The 16,449-nt window shown below is 47.4% G+C and carries 17 protein-coding genes; 13 read left to right on the top strand and 4 right to left on the bottom strand.

Annotated elements, in window-relative coordinates; genetic code table 11:
- The first annotated feature begins 16 nt into the window (after positions 1 to 16).
- The 8 genes from PXY01_RS03255 to PXY01_RS03225 all read left to right on the top strand — a co-directional run bounded on the left by PXY01_RS03255 (position 17) and on the right by PXY01_RS03225 (position 6,325).
- Positions 17 to 655, top strand: coding sequence for an NAD(P)-dependent oxidoreductase (locus PXY01_RS03255; RefSeq protein ID WP_127567230.1), 639 nt, complete (start codon positions 17 to 19; stop codon positions 653 to 655).
- Positions 656 to 834: 179 nt separating this feature from the next.
- Positions 835 to 1,494 (top strand): HAD family hydrolase, encoded by a 660-nt coding sequence (locus PXY01_RS03250; protein WP_246027774.1) that lies wholly within the window; start codon positions 835 to 837, stop codon positions 1,492 to 1,494.
- 247 nt (positions 1,495 to 1,741) lie between these two features.
- On the top strand, positions 1,742 to 3,103 hold the full coding sequence (locus PXY01_RS03245) for a hypothetical protein (RefSeq protein WP_127567228.1): 1,362 nt from the start codon (positions 1,742 to 1,744) through the stop codon (positions 3,101 to 3,103).
- Between the two features lie 590 nt (positions 3,104 to 3,693).
- Positions 3,694 to 4,020: a hypothetical protein gene (locus tag PXY01_RS03240; protein ID WP_127567226.1), complete on the top strand. Its 327-nt coding sequence runs from the start codon at positions 3,694 to 3,696 to the stop codon at positions 4,018 to 4,020.
- A 10-nt stretch (positions 4,021 to 4,030) separates the two neighbouring features.
- Entirely contained in the window at positions 4,031 to 4,171 is a 141-nt protein-coding gene (locus PXY01_RS22255) for a hypothetical protein (protein WP_164744288.1), read from the top strand.
- Positions 4,172 to 4,248: 77 nt separating this feature from the next.
- A complete protein-coding gene (locus tag PXY01_RS03235; protein WP_127567224.1) occupies positions 4,249 to 5,220 on the top strand; it encodes a hypothetical protein in 972 nt (323 codons plus the stop codon).
- A 472-nt stretch (positions 5,221 to 5,692) separates the two neighbouring features.
- Positions 5,693 to 6,106, top strand: coding sequence for a hypothetical protein (locus PXY01_RS03230; RefSeq protein WP_127567222.1), 414 nt, complete (start codon positions 5,693 to 5,695; stop codon positions 6,104 to 6,106).
- 27 nt (positions 6,107 to 6,133) lie between these two features.
- Positions 6,134 to 6,325 (top strand): hypothetical protein, encoded by a 192-nt coding sequence (locus PXY01_RS03225; RefSeq protein WP_127567220.1) that lies wholly within the window; start codon positions 6,134 to 6,136, stop codon positions 6,323 to 6,325.
- A gap of 98 nt (positions 6,326 to 6,423) precedes the next feature.
- Here PXY01_RS03225 and PXY01_RS03220 read toward each other — a convergent pair whose 3' ends face one another.
- The gene (locus tag PXY01_RS03220; protein ID WP_127567218.1) at positions 6,424 to 7,113 is read right to left on the bottom strand and encodes a class I SAM-dependent methyltransferase; all 690 of its coding nucleotides are present in this window, start codon (positions 7,111 to 7,113) and stop codon (positions 6,424 to 6,426) included.
- Between the two features lie 215 nt (positions 7,114 to 7,328).
- Between PXY01_RS03220 and PXY01_RS03215 the strand changes: the two genes are divergently transcribed.
- From PXY01_RS03215 to PXY01_RS03205, 3 genes are all read left to right on the top strand, one after another.
- Positions 7,329 to 7,736 carry an SDR family oxidoreductase gene (locus tag PXY01_RS03215; RefSeq protein WP_127567216.1) on the top strand — a complete coding sequence of 136 codons (408 nt, stop codon included), beginning with the start codon at positions 7,329 to 7,331 and terminating at the stop codon, positions 7,734 to 7,736.
- Positions 7,737 to 7,851: 115 nt separating this feature from the next.
- The gene (locus PXY01_RS03210) at positions 7,852 to 8,289 is read left to right on the top strand and encodes an RrF2 family transcriptional regulator (protein ID WP_127567214.1); all 438 of its coding nucleotides are present in this window, start codon (positions 7,852 to 7,854) and stop codon (positions 8,287 to 8,289) included.
- Positions 8,290 to 8,431: 142 nt separating this feature from the next.
- A complete protein-coding gene (locus tag PXY01_RS03205; protein ID WP_127567212.1) occupies positions 8,432 to 9,085 on the top strand; it encodes a nitroreductase family protein in 654 nt (217 codons plus the stop codon).
- A gap of 122 nt (positions 9,086 to 9,207) precedes the next feature.
- On the opposite strand, the gene PXY01_RS03200 is transcribed toward PXY01_RS03205, so the two are convergent.
- Complete coding sequence (locus PXY01_RS03200) at positions 9,208 to 10,464, bottom strand: serpin family protein (RefSeq protein ID WP_127567210.1); 1,257 nt, start codon at positions 10,462 to 10,464, stop codon at positions 9,208 to 9,210.
- A gap of 214 nt (positions 10,465 to 10,678) precedes the next feature.
- On the opposite strand from PXY01_RS03200, the gene PXY01_RS03195 reads away from it, so the two are divergent.
- Both PXY01_RS03195 and PXY01_RS03190 read left to right on the top strand, forming a co-directional pair.
- Positions 10,679 to 11,683, top strand: coding sequence for an aldose 1-epimerase (locus PXY01_RS03195; protein WP_127567208.1), 1,005 nt, complete (start codon positions 10,679 to 10,681; stop codon positions 11,681 to 11,683).
- Positions 11,684 to 11,837: 154 nt separating this feature from the next.
- The gene (locus tag PXY01_RS03190) at positions 11,838 to 13,058 is read left to right on the top strand and encodes an acyltransferase (RefSeq protein WP_127567206.1); all 1,221 of its coding nucleotides are present in this window, start codon (positions 11,838 to 11,840) and stop codon (positions 13,056 to 13,058) included.
- Positions 13,059 to 13,159: 101 nt separating this feature from the next.
- Here the strand turns inward: PXY01_RS03190 and PXY01_RS03185 are convergent, their stop codons facing one another.
- Together PXY01_RS03185 and PXY01_RS03180 are read right to left on the bottom strand one after the other, a co-directional pair.
- A complete protein-coding gene (locus tag PXY01_RS03185; RefSeq protein WP_127567204.1) occupies positions 13,160 to 15,187 on the bottom strand; it encodes a beta-galactosidase in 2,028 nt (675 codons plus the stop codon).
- Positions 15,188 to 15,282: 95 nt separating this feature from the next.
- Positions 15,283 to 16,170 (bottom strand): helix-turn-helix domain-containing protein, encoded by an 888-nt coding sequence (locus tag PXY01_RS03180; protein WP_262385088.1) that lies wholly within the window; start codon positions 16,168 to 16,170, stop codon positions 15,283 to 15,285.
- Positions 16,171 to 16,449: the final 279 nt, after the last annotated feature.

Genomic DNA, 16,449 nt, shown 5'->3' with positions numbered 1-16,449 from the left:
TCGAAGGAGAATGAACATGAAAATTGCCGTCATCGGAGCCACGGGTAAAGCAGGTCAAGCTATTGTGAAGGAGGCGTTGGAGCGCGGACATGAGGTAACGGCTGTCGTTCGTGACCGATCGAAGCTGCCGCAGTCAGCGGTTCATGTCTTGGAGAAGGATATATTCCAGTTACAGGCGAGCGATCTTGCTGCATTCGATGCTGTCGTTAACGCATTCGGGGCAACGCTAGGTCAGGAGAAGCAGCATGTTGAAGCAGGTCGTGTCTTGATCGAAGCGATGAAAGGCGCGCCGAACACGCGGCTGCTCGTTGTTGGCGGAGCGGGAAGCTTGTATGTGGATGAGGCGAGGACCACTCGTCTGTACGATACGCCGGAGTTCCCGGAGCCATACTTGGCTACAGCGCGTAATCAAGGGCAAAATCTGTTCGAGCTAGAGCAAGCGAAGGACATTCGCTGGACGTTCGTTAGTCCATCTGCTTTCTTCGATCCGGCAGGCCGTCGGACCGCCGCCTACACGGCAGGTCAAGATATGCTGCTTATCAACTCGCAGGGGCAGAGCTATATTAGCTACGCCGACTATGCGATTGCGATCGTTGATGAGATCGAGCATCCGAAGCATGAGAATCGTCGATTCACGGTCGTTGGCGAGGCTTAAAGGTTTATTCAGACAGCTAATCGCAAGATGTTGCGATTAGCTGTTTTTATGGTTGCTTGATTCGAATATCCGTTCTACATTGGTAATAGCTGACGATGGAGCGAGAACAAATAATGATCTTATAGGAGTGGATTCTATATGACACCGATTATATATCCGATTGATAGGGGGAACGGGTCGTGATAAGCGCTAACAGCAGACGCAGCGTTCGCGGGATCATTTTTGATATGGACAACACGCTCGTGCAATCCCGTATCGATTTTGCTGCGATGAAACGTGAGGTATACGACTTTTTGCTTAACCTAGGCCTTGCTGAACCGGACCTGCCGCTCGCATCATGGACTACCTCAATGCTCGTGGAGCAAGCTCGTCGCATCGGAATGGACAAAGCGCAATATGATAAGTCGATGCTTATTGCCAGGCATCATGAGATAACCGGGATGCAGAATGCAGAGCTGGAGCCGGGAGCGGAGCAGCTGCTGTCGAAGCTCTCTGGTCACTATGTGCTTACCGTTGTGACGAACAACGCAGAGGATGCCGCGCTTGAAGCGCTTCAACGCAATCGCATCGCTCACTATTTCGCGCAGATCGTCGGACGGGAAAGCATGCAGGAGATGAAGCCGTCGCCGTCCGGGTTTCAGGAAATCGTGAAGAGGACGGGAATAGCGGCAGACAGTTGGCTGTCAGTTGGTGACTCTTGGATTGACGGCCGCGGCTCCATCGATGCGGGCATTCCTTTCGTTGGTTACCAGGTGTCTATAAGCGATATGGTGAAGCGGGGGGTGGAGCCGCTCGCGGTCATAGATCATCTCTCGTCACTGCATGATATTCTCCAATGAGCTTCGCCAGCCAAGTGCTGGCAACAGCGTCCCTCCTATCGACTTCGACTGCTGACGATTCTGCGAGGCATCGAATCCAATATGAAATTGATCCGTACAGGTAATGGATTAGACTAAACAAGTTGACGTAACGTTCCGATTACTATTGAATGGGCAGATTCTACTCGAACCGCATAAAGTTTCGAAGAACGATTGTGCAGTCGCGTTATTTATTACACCTTAGACTCAATGGAAGAAGGCGTAAGTAATGAAGAAATTTGGTATTGCTTGTTTAGTTATTTTACTCGTAGTTGTAAATGCCGGACTTGTTTATTTCGTGTATACGAAGGTTAACGAGATTAGAAGCAATAATGACAGACAAACAGCATCGCAAGTCAGTACGAAAGCAATGGATCAGACGGACAGTGAACCTCAAAGCAGTGCTCCAATACCGGGCTCACTCGGAATTTCAGTTGAGCAATTTCGCAAGCAATTCAATGCACTCGTGCAAAAAAATAATAACGAAACATTACAAATTCATGAGCTTAACGTCCATCAGGGTGAATTGCAAGATACGGCCTCTTATGTGTTCTCCGGTTCTATCGGATTACTGCTAACCGTTAATCAAGCGGATCAAACCGTAAGAAAAATCTCTCTGTTCTATTCGAATGGGGATGTTAAGTCTATGATCGATTATTTATTGGCGATGGGAATCGTCGTTGAAATTACGAATCCGAATTTGCCAGTCGAACGAAGATCGGAGGTTTTGCAAGATTTCGGCTTTATTGGCGATTCGACTGAGCTAGATTTCGAATCAGATATACATAAGTACTCGATCAAGAACGACGTTGTCTATCAGTTTATGAACGGAGCGGGAGCTGATGGGAGCATGCTGCTGTTCAATGCGTCATCGACAACGGATGAAGCTAACCAGGAGATCATCAAAAATGTTTCATCCACGGAAATGATCGAAGATGCCCCATCTGAGAAGCCCGTGATCACCGACGAGTCGGATAGTAAGAACAGGACGTTCATAGAAAATATGGAGCTTTTGAGTCGCTTCCACTATTCACTGTTAGATGAGGAAGGAAGCACATACGAGCTGTTCGTAATGCCAGTAACAGAATCACAGATTACGGTTAGCAAGGATGATACATTTGCCGGTGCTGATGAAGGCGATATTTTATATACTGGAAAATATGATCTGACGCTTACAGCGGATGGCGGCGATACAACCGTTGATCGTATTCCATTCAGTACCGGCGCTGAGCAAGCCCAGTTTAATATGAATCGTCAGATGAATTATGTGGTCTCAGATGTAGATGGAAGCAGTCCGGATGTGCTCGTCCTCTCTCAATATGCCACATCGAGTCTTGAAGAAGTGCACCTTTACATCGTAGCTGACGGTAGAATTGAACCGCTGACCATTCGTTTGCGACAAGGGGGAGTCACAAGTCAATTATTACTCTCCTCTCGAATGGTAAGCCTCGGAGCAGGTCAGTATGAGACGAGGTCCTATAACAATGCCGATGGATTGACCTACGTGTCCATTTATTCGCTCGATGTAGAAACGTTACAACTAGTCGAAGAGTCCAGTTACACGATATCGGGCGTTCAGCTTGAAGGATGATCAGGCCGCACGAACGCTCGCTAGGATATTACAGATTATTACACTATGGATTATATTACCTACTCATTAAGTTCGATTATAAACAAACGCAAGCTATATATGGTTGATAGAGTTCTTTTGGATAGAAAGTAACACCACCTCGATAACGTTTATAAGGAACTTACGATGTTATATATGTATCATAATTCCAATTAATCCAATAGACTTAACTTTGATGAGCAACGGGGATATATCTTATTTTCTAATTTTTCTACATTTTTTTCATTGTCATTAGAAACTGAAGCCTACCTAGCTTCTCCTGAAGCAGCCAACAAGTACGAAATGGTTAGAAAATATAATGAGAGTCACTCTTCGAAATAAAGTCATCATTCGAACAAGGGTTGTGATCGTTTGCTGAAGAACGGTCACAACCCTTTTGGATGTTATCGAATTTGTCTCTCGGCTTCGTTCCGATTTACGAGTTCATGAGTATTAACCCGACAATGGTCTGTTCAAAATTGTTAATGCGAGCAACATCCGAACGGTTTAATCCGTCTTGAAATATGCGATGCTATATAAAGGAAAGACACCAATTAAAGGGGGCTTCTATATTGGCTAAGGGCTTAGGTACGGGTGTGCTTGTCATTATATTTGTCATTTGCTTTTGTCTAATCGCAATATTCAGTAAATACGAGCCGGCAGATCAGTCGGATCGGAATGTAATGATCCGCTATGAGCATCATGACCTTGAGTTCCAGCTTCTGAAGCGGGCAGGCGAGCGATATGCGGTCTATGGCATCATCGATCAGCCGTATGATGTGAAGCGGGTTCAACACATTCTTAAACAAGCGAATTGGCAGGCTGCCAAGGTTCAGATGGAACGCGAGCCTGACTTTAAAATCGAAACGGTTCGGGCTGAAGAGCCGCTTACTTTATGATCTATGGCTGATGAATCGCGATTATATCGAAGTTGTGATGGAAGGTAAGTCCAAATATGTGAAGCTGGGCGACGGTGAGAGTCGGGCCATCAAGGATTTGCTTATGTCTTCCCGCCAGGACAGAAACCGTCCGGTAGATGAGAGATATTGAACCATTGATTTCTTAAAGAGCGAATAGAGATTGAACGATAGGAAAATTGTGTATGGGTAAGTAGGGGGGAGATAGAGATGAGAAGCATACTGTTAATAGTGTCTTTATTTGTTATCATGCTTATTGTCTCCAGCTGCTCGTTGCGCTTTACAACAGGTGAACAGAATACAGAACATAAAACAAAGCCGAGCCTGTTACTGCAAGATGAAGATTCCGCATCCGAAGACCAACGGTATGAAGCGGTCGAGTCAGGGATATGGTCAAGCGTCTCTAAGCAGGTGAATTTGACTCAGCATGGAGGGCCGGCTCCACAGTATGTCTTATTTGAAATCGAGCCTGAATATCAGGAATACAAGACGGGTGAGACGATTTTGTTCCGGATTAAGCTAACGAATGAGTGGGATACGGAGCTTCATATCGTCAATGAGCCAAAGCTTCGTGTCGGGCCTGCTGCGAGCGATACGGAGGAGATGGAAGAAATACCGGTGCCGGCGCTTGTCGATCTGACGCTTGAGCCTGGCAAATCGCTCAACACGACAGCGGAGTGGAAGCAGACAGGTAGAGCGGGACGATATCGGGTTGAGATGGGCGAAATCGATCTGGGTGTTGTACGGACTAGTGGGGGCGGACAAACGTTTGTCGTCGAGGATTCGAATGAGAAGATGCTGGTGCGGACGATTGACGGCAGTGGAAAGATTACGATTCCGAGCGATCAGCTAGCGGAGAAGAGCACGATCTATGTGAAACAGATTGAACTGACGGAACACGAGACTGTCGTGAAGCTTGAGATCCACACTAAGCAGGCAGCGCCGCTTGGATTCCATGTATCGCTTGTCCGCAACGATGATATGAGCGAGGCTGAGACCGCTCTTAGTCTTGAGCAAAGTGAAAATATTGACGGAGTAATTACTGGAACGCTTACCTTTAATCCTTCTACTGTCGATACGAAACAGATGAGGCTTGTATTCACCAGCTGGGATGTCGTCCATTACGGAGATCATGTCGAGACGTTCGAAGGGCCTTGGAGCATTGAACTGCCCATGGAATAGACTGAAAATTAACGATATAAGGAATAGGATTATGAGCAGCAGACATACCCAACCCGGTATATCACCGCTCATCAAATAACGGACTATCTTCGTCTCGTTGAGTCACTTCAATTCTTTAACTTGAAACTTGATTGGAATTCCAAAGTTCCGATCGAATCATGCTACATACAAGGAAATATAAGCGCAATTCTAACCCTCTAGTTGCAACAATACACTCTCTGCCTAACGAGAAATGAACGGATTATCTCAACGATCAAATCGGAAGTAATGCTAACGGACAGCATTGACGCAACCGATAAATAGATGATCCAGCGGTTTATGGGGATAAATTTTTTCAACATAAATTGATCGGATACACGAATGGAGTAATTCCAGCATAATCGGACGGAATGATTACCGGGACCTAACTATTATTTAATGCATGAGGGCTGCTGCGTACCGTCACATTTCCCGGGAATTGAAGGAGGGGATTATGCAAGACAACGGACATAAATCATTAGTTGCACTGCTGATTCGAGCGTGTGTCATGATGATGGCTGGTATTGGATCATGGACAGCGGCTGCGCAGCTGAATACGCCGTCGTTCATCAGGTTCGTGCTGTTTTTAAGCGTACTCGTCATTTTCGTTTTAGCTATTATAGTGTGTATAGATCTGTTCGGAAATAATCGAATCACTATCGAAGGGGTACTAATTGAACGCAAAGATCTATTCAACGGCTACCGTCTCAGAGTTCGGCCCGAAGGAAGCGAGCTTCTGCGAACGTTTCGGATGAACTTGAAATTTACGGATTCAGTAAGTACACTACAGCTTGATGAGCGTATTGCGATTCGATATTACAGACTTACTGGAGTTGTGATTTCGGTGGACAAGGCTCCAGATCGATGAGTCGGCACGGCCATTAGGAGGCACAGCTTGGCATGCATGGCTGCCGGAGCGTTAGCTCATCCTAATGCCATCGGAGGTGATGGTATGACAGGGCGAAACAATAAGCCTCGCAACGATGGACCGGCCGCCTCGCCTTCTCGTGTCGAGCAGTTCGGCGCAGATCTGCATGGAGAGAGCGGTAATCTACCTAAGAAGAAAAAGCCGGGACGCTGTCCGTAATGTATTCGTCGTTATGGTCGTTATACAGGAGCAATAATACGAAAGACCGTTCCTTCTCCTCTTGTGTGGGAACGGTCTTGTTTTTACATACTTTCAAATCAATTGGCAAGATGGTGGGTTTCTTCGGCGCGAAAAGCGTAGAGTCTTCCTCTTGCATTATTGGTTCGTGCTTCGTGCGTTTCATACGAATCGAACTCACCAGCGAAGGAATAGCCGCATGCTCTAACGATTCGTGCAAATGATGGGAAATCGGTGAAGCTGTCATCGAAGGTGAGGACGAGAAGTCCTCCAGTCCGGAGCACGCGGCGAAACTCATCGAGTGCCATTTGCGCTTCTTCAATTGCTAGACGATGGAGAACGGAAAGCCCGAATACGACATCGAATTTGCCGTCTTCGTAAGGAAGCGTAGTGATGTCTGCTTGAAATAATTCTAAGCTGTCCATCGCGTATGAACCGCCAGTATCATGTCTAGGCTCGAAATTATCTGCTTTATCATCCGTTTGGCTATCGTCTAACCGTTCGATGACGGATTGGAGGGAGACGATTCGGGCATCGGGAGATGGGGCTGTGCTTGCAGGAATCGGCTGTGTAACGAATCGGAATGTGTTCGGCAATCCAATTGTTGTACCGAGCACTACATTGCCGGAATGGACGAACAGACCGGCCCATGCATTTGGTTTCGGACGGTTCCACCAAGCGGAAGGGAGAGTAAACTCCAAACGGTCTGCCCATAGATCCGCATTAGCATCCGTGTCCTTTAAGGATTTCCTCACAGGCTCTGTTTTCATGGTGGTTCCTCCTTCTTGCGCCACCGATCGTCGATTAAGGGAGGCGTATTATAACTTTATGGTGGAATGTTCAGGTTTTATGCTTGGTTTGCGACAGTTAGGAGAAGGGGAGAGTGATTATTTCCGGCATTGAATCTAGACATGATCAGGTAGTGGTGAGAAAATAATTAATCCGCTATCATTAGAGCTCGTTACGTCTGCTGGCGGCCTCGGCTTTGCCGTTCAAACCGACCATACCGAATGAAGCGGAAGTAGAGGCATTGTTCAATCAAATTATACAGGAGCAATCGGGCCGTCTGGACATCCTAGTGAATGATGCTTGGGGAGGCGATCCGCTTGTTGACTTGAGCCTAAGGTTCTGGGAGCATTCGCTTGCAGACGGACTCCGCTTGCAGAACCAAGCTGTACAATCCCATATGATTACGAGCTATTATACCGCACCGATTATGGCTGCAAGGCGCAGCGGTTTATTTGTTGAGATTACAGACGGTTGGGAGCGACACAACAAGAACGACAGGGTGCTCACAAGCTGGGACTTGTCGGAGGAATACGGAGTTAAAGATGTTGACGGCAGACAGCCGCATTGGGGACGTAATGCGAAGACGCTTGGGCTAATGGACTAACGATAAGAACGATTCAATTCGTAACGGTTACGTATTGCACTAGTCAAGAGTAGGCGAATGCGCTATAGTATTGGGTAAGGAATGATGATGAGAACGCGGCATGGAGGGACGGCAAATGAATACAACACGGAGCAGCTGTCCACCGAGCTTTCGTACTTTCGGGCTTGCGGTGCAGGCGATGGTCGTCCTAGCGAATAACGAACAGAACTGTCCGAGCTGTATACTGGCTGAGAAGCTGCAGTCGGAGGCGTCGCTAATGCGCAAGATTATGGCACAGCTCGCGCGAGCGGGGCTCATTGAAACTCGCGAAGGACGCGATGGCGGATATCGGCTCTCACGTCCGGCCAGCAGCATTAAGTTGTCAGAGATTTATACGGCTCTATATATTGGCACGGAGATGTGCAGGGCGATTGGGGACGCGGCAGGCAACCATCCTTTCGGCTTGAAGATGAAGGCTGCATTTGATGGTCTTGCAGCCGAACTGGAGGAAAGTATGCTCGATGTATTGTCGAAGCATACTGTTGCGGAATATGTGGATCAAGCTTTTAGTTAGAACGGAGAGATTCGGTCTGAAGGGATATTGACAATTTCTTTAAGACTCGCGTATACTGTGGTTAAATATGAACAGTTATGATGCTTTAATTTTTTGTTCTTAACTGTGCTTAAATTTACACAGATAGTGGAGGGAGCTTACGATGAGTACAACAAATCAAGTGTCGAGCCCTGATTTTCAAACGGTGATCCGCGAGCGTCACTCTGTTCGCAAATATGATCCAACCTTTCGTATTCCACGCGAAGAGTTGATTCAAATTTTGCAAGAAGCGACGCTGGCGCCATCCTCAAGCAATCTGCAGCCTTGGCGTTTCCTCGTTATTGACGATCAGAGCTTGAAGGAGAAGCTACTTCCGATTGCATTCAATCAGCAGCAGGTGGTAGATGCTTCGCATGTCATCGCTGTTCTGGCGGACAAAGAATCGTACCGCAATGCCGATACGATTTACAGCCGAGCGGTTGAGGTTAAGTTTATGGACTCGGAGACGAAGGAACGTATGGTCGGTCGTATTACGGGAGACGGGTCTCCGTATCGAGATGCTGAGATCGCAAAGCAGATCGGCTTGGTAGATGCCGGACTCATCTCGATGCAGTTCATGCTGGCGGCGAAAGCACACGGGTACGATACGGTTCCGATGGGCGGCTTTAACAAGGAGCAATTCAACCAAATGTTCAACATTCCGGAACGATATGAGACGGTTATGCTAATTGCCGTAGGCAAAGCAGCTGTTCCGGCTCACGCCTCTGTGCGGCTGACGGTCGATGAAGTGACGTTCTGGAACGAGATTCAATCCTAATAAATCGAATAACTCCATAATATAGATTGGCGGTGTCAAGGCAGCAAGCTCTGGCACCGCCATTTCTCGTATTCGGGCAAAAGCTGATTTGTTGAACGAAATGGTGTACAAGCTCTCTATATCTATATGGGATTGTATAACGACCCGACAAACAAATGAACGCCGGATTGCAAATCTTCGATGATGAAGTAGAACGGTCGGTTGATATTCATATTGAAAGGTTCATCAGGCGGAAGTGAAGTCGTTGCCGCTTCTATAGAAGTGACCGCAGCAGCCTTCGTTCCCTCCTCATCCACTTCGATTACACTTTTATGCCGGACGTCCGAAATGACAAGGTTGCGGTTTCCGGTCATGCCTGATAGATCGGCCATCATTTCGTCGAACGGCAGCTTCATACCGAGCGATTGCAGCGCTTCGTTCAGCTTGGTCGAATCGTCCAGCTTGAACTTCGGCAGATGGATTGAGCCGTTCAGCTGCGTCCACCGCTCACTTACGGTTAGCTCGCCATTCCAGAGTAATGGCAGGATGTCGTTGAGTTGTTGATCGTTGGTCGGTAGAATGATGGTCATCGCCATCTGGCCTTCTCCGTAAGGTATCCGAATGGCTTCGTAAAGATCTGTTCTCTTGTATTCATAGTTCCCAGATTGCTGCATGAACGGAACGGTTACGCTGCTCCCATCGCTCAAATAGAATGGGGCGTCTGCTGTTTTCTTTCTGTTGAATGGATCCTTCCATTTCCCGTCGAAATAAATGGCGTTAATCAGCATTAGCCTCGTATCGGTCTGAATAGAATCGGCTTGGATCAGCTTCTTAATCATTGAGTTCGTATGCTTCGATACCCAGCTGTTGATTTGATCGGCTGTCCCTTCTGAATCGGAGAAATCGACTTGCTTAGGGTCGGCCGAATAATATTTTTGCAGCGAGTCGGTGAATGAAGCGAGAAGGGTGGTCCTCTTGTCAGCCCACACAGAGTTAGCCGTATGAAGCTTAACGCCCGAGCCAGACTGAGTTAGGAGCTCTGTAAGCTTGCGATAACCGGTGTTGATCTGGTCGACCGTCTTGCCGTCCCATCCCAGCACATCGAGCATTTCTTTCTGCGTGTTTCCTGCACTGCCGCTCGCTGCCATCGCGAATGCGGTTGAGATGCTAATCGGGGACAGGAACACGTTATGGCCCGGCTTTTTTTTCACAAGCTGTTCGTGCAGCCGCATGCCAAATTGGTTGGATGCTTGGACAATGGCTGGATCGATGCCTTCTATTAGCTCGGTTCGTTGTTCTGCTGTAATTGGCTTTGGCTCGTCAATAGAAATCGAATAACTGCAAACGGTGATGACGGTAATAGCGGCAGCTGCGGCTGCCGAAATTATCTTGATTAGCATCGTAATTCTCCTCCCATCAAATATTTTCTATGTGAAAGAAAACGTTTATTAAACGCGAAAGGTTCCTTCCAAGCGAGTTGCTTGTTAACTTTCGGTCCAAATTCGAAGGAAATCGTTTGCTCTTGCTGCTTAACTGTTCGTATAATGGATAAAGTGAACAAAGTGGTGTATTCCATTTATTCGCATTCATAACGCGTTAGGGGTTGGACAAGATATGGCAAATGAGACGTTGTTCGGTTCATTTAACGGTCAGAAAGCATTATGGCTGCGGTTCGACAAATACGAAGCAGCGCTGCTGCCAGGCGTCGGGGCGAATTTGATTGCATTCCGCGATACGGAAGCAGGCTATCGCATTTTGCGCGAGCCTGCGGAGTCGGAGATGGAGCAATTCCTTGAATCGCCGGCTGTATACGGTATCCCGGTATTGTTCCCACCGAATCGGTACAAGGATGGCAAATTCGAGGTTGCAGGCATTCAATATAATCTGCCGGTCAATGAGGAAGAGACGGGCAACCACCTGCACGGCTTCTTTACCGATAACGAGTGGGAAGTGGAAGAGCACGGAACGAACGAACAAGAGAGTTACGTTGTCGTGAAATATGAAGTCGATGAGAACGATCCGATCTTTAAGCAGCTGCCGCATCGGTTCGAGCTGCGCCTTCGTTACTCGTTGTCGAAGAACGGCTTGACACAGACGAGCACCGTGACGAACAAGGGTGACAAGGTGCTGCCTTGTATGCTCGGCTTCCATACGGCATTCAATGCACCTTTCGCACAGGGCGGTAAGCGAGAGGATGTAACCGTCCGCATAACGACAGGCGAGCGATGGGAGCTTGATCACCGTATGCTGCCTACGGGTCGCACTATTCCGATGAGCGAAGCGGAAGCGGCGATGAAGCGTCCGGAAGGCGGCTGGCCATATGCGGAAGCGCTTGACAACCATTACTCCGCAGCGCCAGTTGATGGCCGTAATTTCTGCGAGGTTGTCGATCATCGAATCGGCGTGAAGCTTGTCTATGATGCAGGGTTGAAATATAAACAATGGATGGTGTGGAATAACGGAGCAGAGCACGGTTATTTCTGCCCTGAGCCGCAAATTAATATGGTCGACGCACCGAACGTAGACCTGCCAAATGAGACGAAAGGTCTTGTAACGCTTCAGCCAGGAGAAGCTTGGAGCGAAACGAGCTGTATTTATTTAGAAGCGTTGCAAGCGTAAATAGATAGCTTTTAATAAGCTTGTTGTCTATAATATTAGACAGCAAGCTTATTTTTGTATAATGAAACTTTACAAACATTCCGTGCGTCTATATTAAGCATTGATTTGGCAATAACTTGTTTATATTTATCTTTGCAGATTTAGGAGGGATTCCATGAGAGAGGGAGAAGCGCTGAAACGGCCGGACAAGCTTCCGCAGCTTGATTTGTTCCGATTTTTTGCCATTTGCGGCGTAATCAGCGTGCATTCGTCCTCGACAGCGGCGGCAGTCGACGGTATTCATTCGAAGTACTTCCCTATTTTTAATACGATGAATATATTTTTCAAATTTGGTACACCGTGCTTTATTTTTCTGAGCAGCTTCGTTCTATTTTATAATTACTATAACCGTCCAGATACGGGATCGTTAATTGCCCGCTTCTATCGGAAGAGAACGTTATATATTATTATTCCATACTTGCTCATTTCCATCGCTTATTTGTTTTTTAACAAAGGAATGAATGGCTGGAATTGGCTCAGTTGGGATGAAGAGTGGGCAAGATTCGTGAAGAAGCTGTCTACAGGCTCTATGCACACCCACTTATATTTTGTATTTATTAACATGCAGTTTTATTTGTTGTTTCCACTGTTCCTCATTTTATTAAAGAAAGTAAAAGGTGCAGCATTATGGGCGTTCCCGGTCGGTCTTGCTCTGCAATGGACCTATGTACTGCTTAATCACGAATATCATTTCAAGTGGTACATTCCGAAAGGCAGCTTATCGATCACGTATTTGTCTTATTATATGCTTGGTGCATTTACGGCTATTTATTTCGATAAACTGCGAGGATGGCTCACATCTAGCTGGAAGCAAATGAAGACGATCCATCGCGTGTCAACGGTTGTATTGTCGTTAAGCTGGCTTGCGGTTGCGATTCTTCATGTGATGATCTGGTACATGTCCCGGCTGCATCATACCCGCTTCAACACGCTTTTGTTCGAGCTGCTGTGGAATGTGCATACGCTGTTGTCTGCTTATTTCTTATTGTTTGTGGCATTCCAGCTGTATCGGCTGTTCGCGGATAACAAGCTAATTAAACTGCTTGCGGTAATCGGCCAGCTGTCGTTCGCCATCTATCTTATCCATCCAATGGTATTGGCTATTTACCGGAAGTACGGTGGCAGCATATCTCCATTCGTCTCTGAGTATGTGATGTGGATTTGGGGAGGCTTCGCTGCCGCGCTGCTCTTATCTTTCTTAGTCTCTCATTTGCTGTTCCGTTATGTTCCAGGTATCTGGGTGCTGCTCGGAAGCAAGCCTGCGTATCTGGGGCAGAGAGGCAGCTCAGCAGCGAAGGGAACGGTTGGACGCCATAATGAGAACGTTAAAGCATAATAATCGGAATATGTAAGGTATGAGCAAGAGGCTCTCCCGGGGTCATGTAGATGACGTAATGGGAGAGCCTTGTTGATTGTTAGGAGCTGGTGGGAGAGGAGCTATTGTTCTTCAATAATTAGCACGCCTCGAGCGGCAATAACGGCCTGTCCTTCGATGTGTGAGTCCGTTAGCAGCTCCATGCCCTTGACGGAGCCAAGCTCAATCGTCTGCTCTTCGGCATTATGGTTCAGGACAAAGACGTACGCTTGACCGTTTTTGATACGACGTGTCGCTTCGATGCCTGCTTGAGGTTGAAGAATTGGCAGTATTCCACGTTCGGCACAGATTGAGCCCAGCAAGCTTTGCAGGAAGGAGGCTTCCGGACTGGTAGCTACGTACCAGGCATCGCCTTGTCCGAATCGATTGCGGGTAAGAACAGGCATACCTTTATAGAAATCGTCACCGTAGCTTGCATACACCTCTGCGCCTTCGCTATGTAGCAAATCGCATAACAGCCCGCACTCGTATTCACCTGTCAGCGACCCTAACGGACGGTTCATGACGATTCGGTTCTTCTGATCCGGGAATAGAGCGTCGATTTCTTCGACCCAAATGCCGAGCAGCTTGCGCAGTTCGCCAGGGTATCCGCCTAGCGTGACGATATCGTTCTCATTCACAATTCCGCTGAAAAATGTCGTGATGAACGTGCCTCCATTGGCTGTAAATTGCTCTAGCCGCTTGGCGATACCAGGCTTGACCATATACAGAACCGGTGCGATGAGTACGTCATACTGGCTAAAGTCGGCATCAAGACCAACCATGTCGACCGCTATGTTGTGCTGATACAGCGCATCATAGTACTTGTGAACCTCGTCGGTATATTGAAGCGCGATACTCGGACCACTCGAATATTCGATTGCCCACCAGTTATCCCAATCAAAAATAATACCGACCTTCGCGTCGATACGAGAGTCGAGCAGCTTGTCGCCTAATCGGGCAAGCTCACCGCCAAGCTGGGCGCATTCACGGAAAACGCGCGTATGCTCGTGGCCTACATGCTCAATGAGCGCGCCGTGATATTTCTCGCATGCACCGACAGAGCGCCGCAGTTGGAAGAACATGACGCTGTCTGCGCCATGCGCAATGGCTTGATAGCTCCACAACGCCATGACGCCAGGACGTTTAAGCGAGTTGTACGGCTGCCAGTTCTGCTGGCTAGGTGTCTGCTCCATCAACAGGAACGGTTGTCCATCCTTCAGACCTCGCATCAGGTCGTGCATCATTGCGGTATAGCTGTATGGAGTATCGGCAGAAGGGTAGTTGTCCCAAGAGATGACATCCATATGCTTCGCCCATTTAAAGTAATCTAGCGGCTTGTATGCACCCATCAGATTCGTCGTGACGGGAATGTCGGGCGTATGCTTCTTCAGTTCCTCGTACTCCAGCTTATAACATTCAAGCATGCTGTCCGAATTGAAACGAGCATAGTCGAGTGAAATGCCTTGAAAGCAGGTGTGGCGGCTGGACCATTGCTCGCTGAGCATATTCGGGGGCACAATCTCTTCCCAATCGTAGAAGGTGTGGCCCCAGAATCGCGTATTCCATTGCTCATTCAGCTTATCGAGCGTGCCATACTTATTGCGCAGCCAGCTGCGAAATGCTGCCGCGCAATTGTCGCAGTAGCATTCCCCTCCGAACTCATTTGAAATATGCCAAAGAAGGAGAGCGGGGTGATCCTTGTACCGCTCGGCTATTTTGCCAGCAAGTCTAGTCGAATAGGTGCGATATACGAAACTGTTAGGACATGAATTGTGGCGCCCGCCGAATTTTCGTTTGCGTCCTTCAAAGTCCGTACGCAGAATTTCAGGATACTTGCGTGCCATCCATGCTGGATGAGCGCCTGTACTTGTAGCAAGACAGGCATATATGCCGTTGGCATGCAGCATATCCATAATTTCATCTAGCGTAGAGAAATCGTATGTAAGTTCATTGGGCTGCAGCATCGCCCAGGAAAATACGTTCACTGTCGCAATGTTCATGCCGGCAAGCCGAATCATCCTCATGTCTTCTGGCCACACACTTCGGTCCCATTGCTCCGGATTATAGTCACCGCCATATAATATTTTGGATAATTTAGTCGATGCCAAATGCTCAGCCCCTTTGCTTATGTTATAATTATTTTACAATAATCAAACGGGAACATATATATAACAATCGACGGGACGAATATAATAATTCGGAATTACCGTTTGCCAAGCTCAGGCCAGAGCGTGTGTACATCAACGTTCAATTCGGAAGCGATCAGCTCGGCAGTAAGCCGCTGGGGCTTTTTAATTTTGCCGTTGCGAAGCTTAGATATCGTCTGCATGGAAATGCCGGTTGCGATAGACAGCTGGCTAGCAGAGATGTCTCTTTTGGCCATCCAAATTTTGAGCCTCATGCTGGACTGTTCAGATTCGCCGGGTTCCCTCACATCCCATACTGAGAAAGCATATTGAGAGATACTACCGAAGCCATCGAAAAAGACGCACCACGTTGCACGCAATTCCATTTCGCTCTTCTCGTCGAACTTGATCGTCCGCAGAGTAATGTCACGCGGATAATGGTTTTGGCTGCAGTGCAGCAGCTGCGCTTGAAGCTCTGCATGCTCGTAAGGATCTATATAGTTGAATATGGATTGATTTATTGCTGGGATGCCGCTGGTCATCGTATGCGGAACAAGGGTGTTAAACATCCGAATTCGGTATTGCTGGTCACATATGCCGACATATAGAGCTTTACCGCTTCTAGATTGTTGTTCTAACCATTTCTCGGCACTCATATCCTTGGCATTAATCAGATATGTTGCTTGACCGTTCTCGTCGTGTATGTTGATCGCTTTCACATCAAGCTCGACCGTCTTTTGGCTGCCTGAGCCGGTCTCGAGCGTCGTTTCGGTAATCCCTTCCGTCAGAATAGTTGATTTACGACGATCCGATAATTTAGGAAATAATTGTCGAAATGGTGTATGAATCAATTTGTCCTGTTCATATCCGGTTAATCGGATAAACGATGGATTGGCTTCGAGAATAGTGAAGGAACGGCCATGGCGTCGAACGACGGCGAGAGGCTGTTCCATTACGTGAAAGATGTGACGAAATATATCCTACCATTCCTCTCTCACAAGTAAATGATCTATAACTAGTATAGTAGCCATCAAAGCAGGTGGACAATGTTCTTTGCTAGCTATTTTCCCTAATTCTGATAAGATCGTTCTAACCTTTAGGGAAAGTAAATGTTTTCTTTAAAAAATTAAATCCGTTCGCATCATTCGGACGAAAAAGCGCGTATTCGAATGATGACAGGTGCTGCGATGTCCGCTTGGACAATTACCGTGCTTTATCCAAGCGATAATTCTCGTTATTATAGT

The organism is Paenibacillus xylaniclasticus (genome assembly GCF_004001065.1).
Taxonomy (GTDB): domain Bacteria; phylum Bacillota; class Bacilli; order Paenibacillales; family Paenibacillaceae; genus Paenibacillus_T; species Paenibacillus_T xylaniclasticus.
The sequence above is the reverse complement of the archived record's forward strand: the minus strand, read 5'-3'. Positions and strand labels throughout refer to the sequence as shown.

Excerpts from the sequence above, each read along its gene's own strand:
- PXY01_RS03210 (WP_127567214.1), top strand. The coding sequence starts at position 7,852 with ATGAATACAACACGGAGCAGCTGTCCACCGAGCTTTCGTACTTTCGGG.
- PXY01_RS03230 (WP_127567222.1), top strand. The coding sequence starts at position 5,693 with ATGCAAGACAACGGACATAAATCATTAGTTGCACTGCTGATTCGAGCG.
- PXY01_RS03190 (WP_127567206.1), top strand. The coding sequence starts at position 11,838 with ATGAGAGAGGGAGAAGCGCTGAAACGGCCGGACAAGCTTCCGCAGCTT.
- PXY01_RS03245 (WP_127567228.1), top strand. The coding sequence starts at position 1,742 with ATGAAGAAATTTGGTATTGCTTGTTTAGTTATTTTACTCGTAGTTGTA.
- PXY01_RS03235 (WP_127567224.1), top strand. The coding sequence starts at position 4,249 with ATGAGAAGCATACTGTTAATAGTGTCTTTATTTGTTATCATGCTTATT.
- PXY01_RS03200 (WP_127567210.1), bottom strand. The coding sequence starts at position 10,464 with ATGCTAATCAAGATAATTTCGGCAGCCGCAGCTGCCGCTATTACCGTC.
- PXY01_RS03195 (WP_127567208.1), top strand. The coding sequence starts at position 10,679 with ATGGCAAATGAGACGTTGTTCGGTTCATTTAACGGTCAGAAAGCATTA.
- PXY01_RS03220 (WP_127567218.1), bottom strand. The coding sequence starts at position 7,113 with ATGAAAACAGAGCCTGTGAGGAAATCCTTAAAGGACACGGATGCTAAT.
- PXY01_RS03255 (WP_127567230.1), top strand. The coding sequence starts at position 17 with ATGAAAATTGCCGTCATCGGAGCCACGGGTAAAGCAGGTCAAGCTATT.
- PXY01_RS03205 (WP_127567212.1), top strand. The coding sequence starts at position 8,432 with ATGAGTACAACAAATCAAGTGTCGAGCCCTGATTTTCAAACGGTGATC.
- PXY01_RS22255 (WP_164744288.1), top strand. The coding sequence starts at position 4,031 with ATGAATCGCGATTATATCGAAGTTGTGATGGAAGGTAAGTCCAAATAT.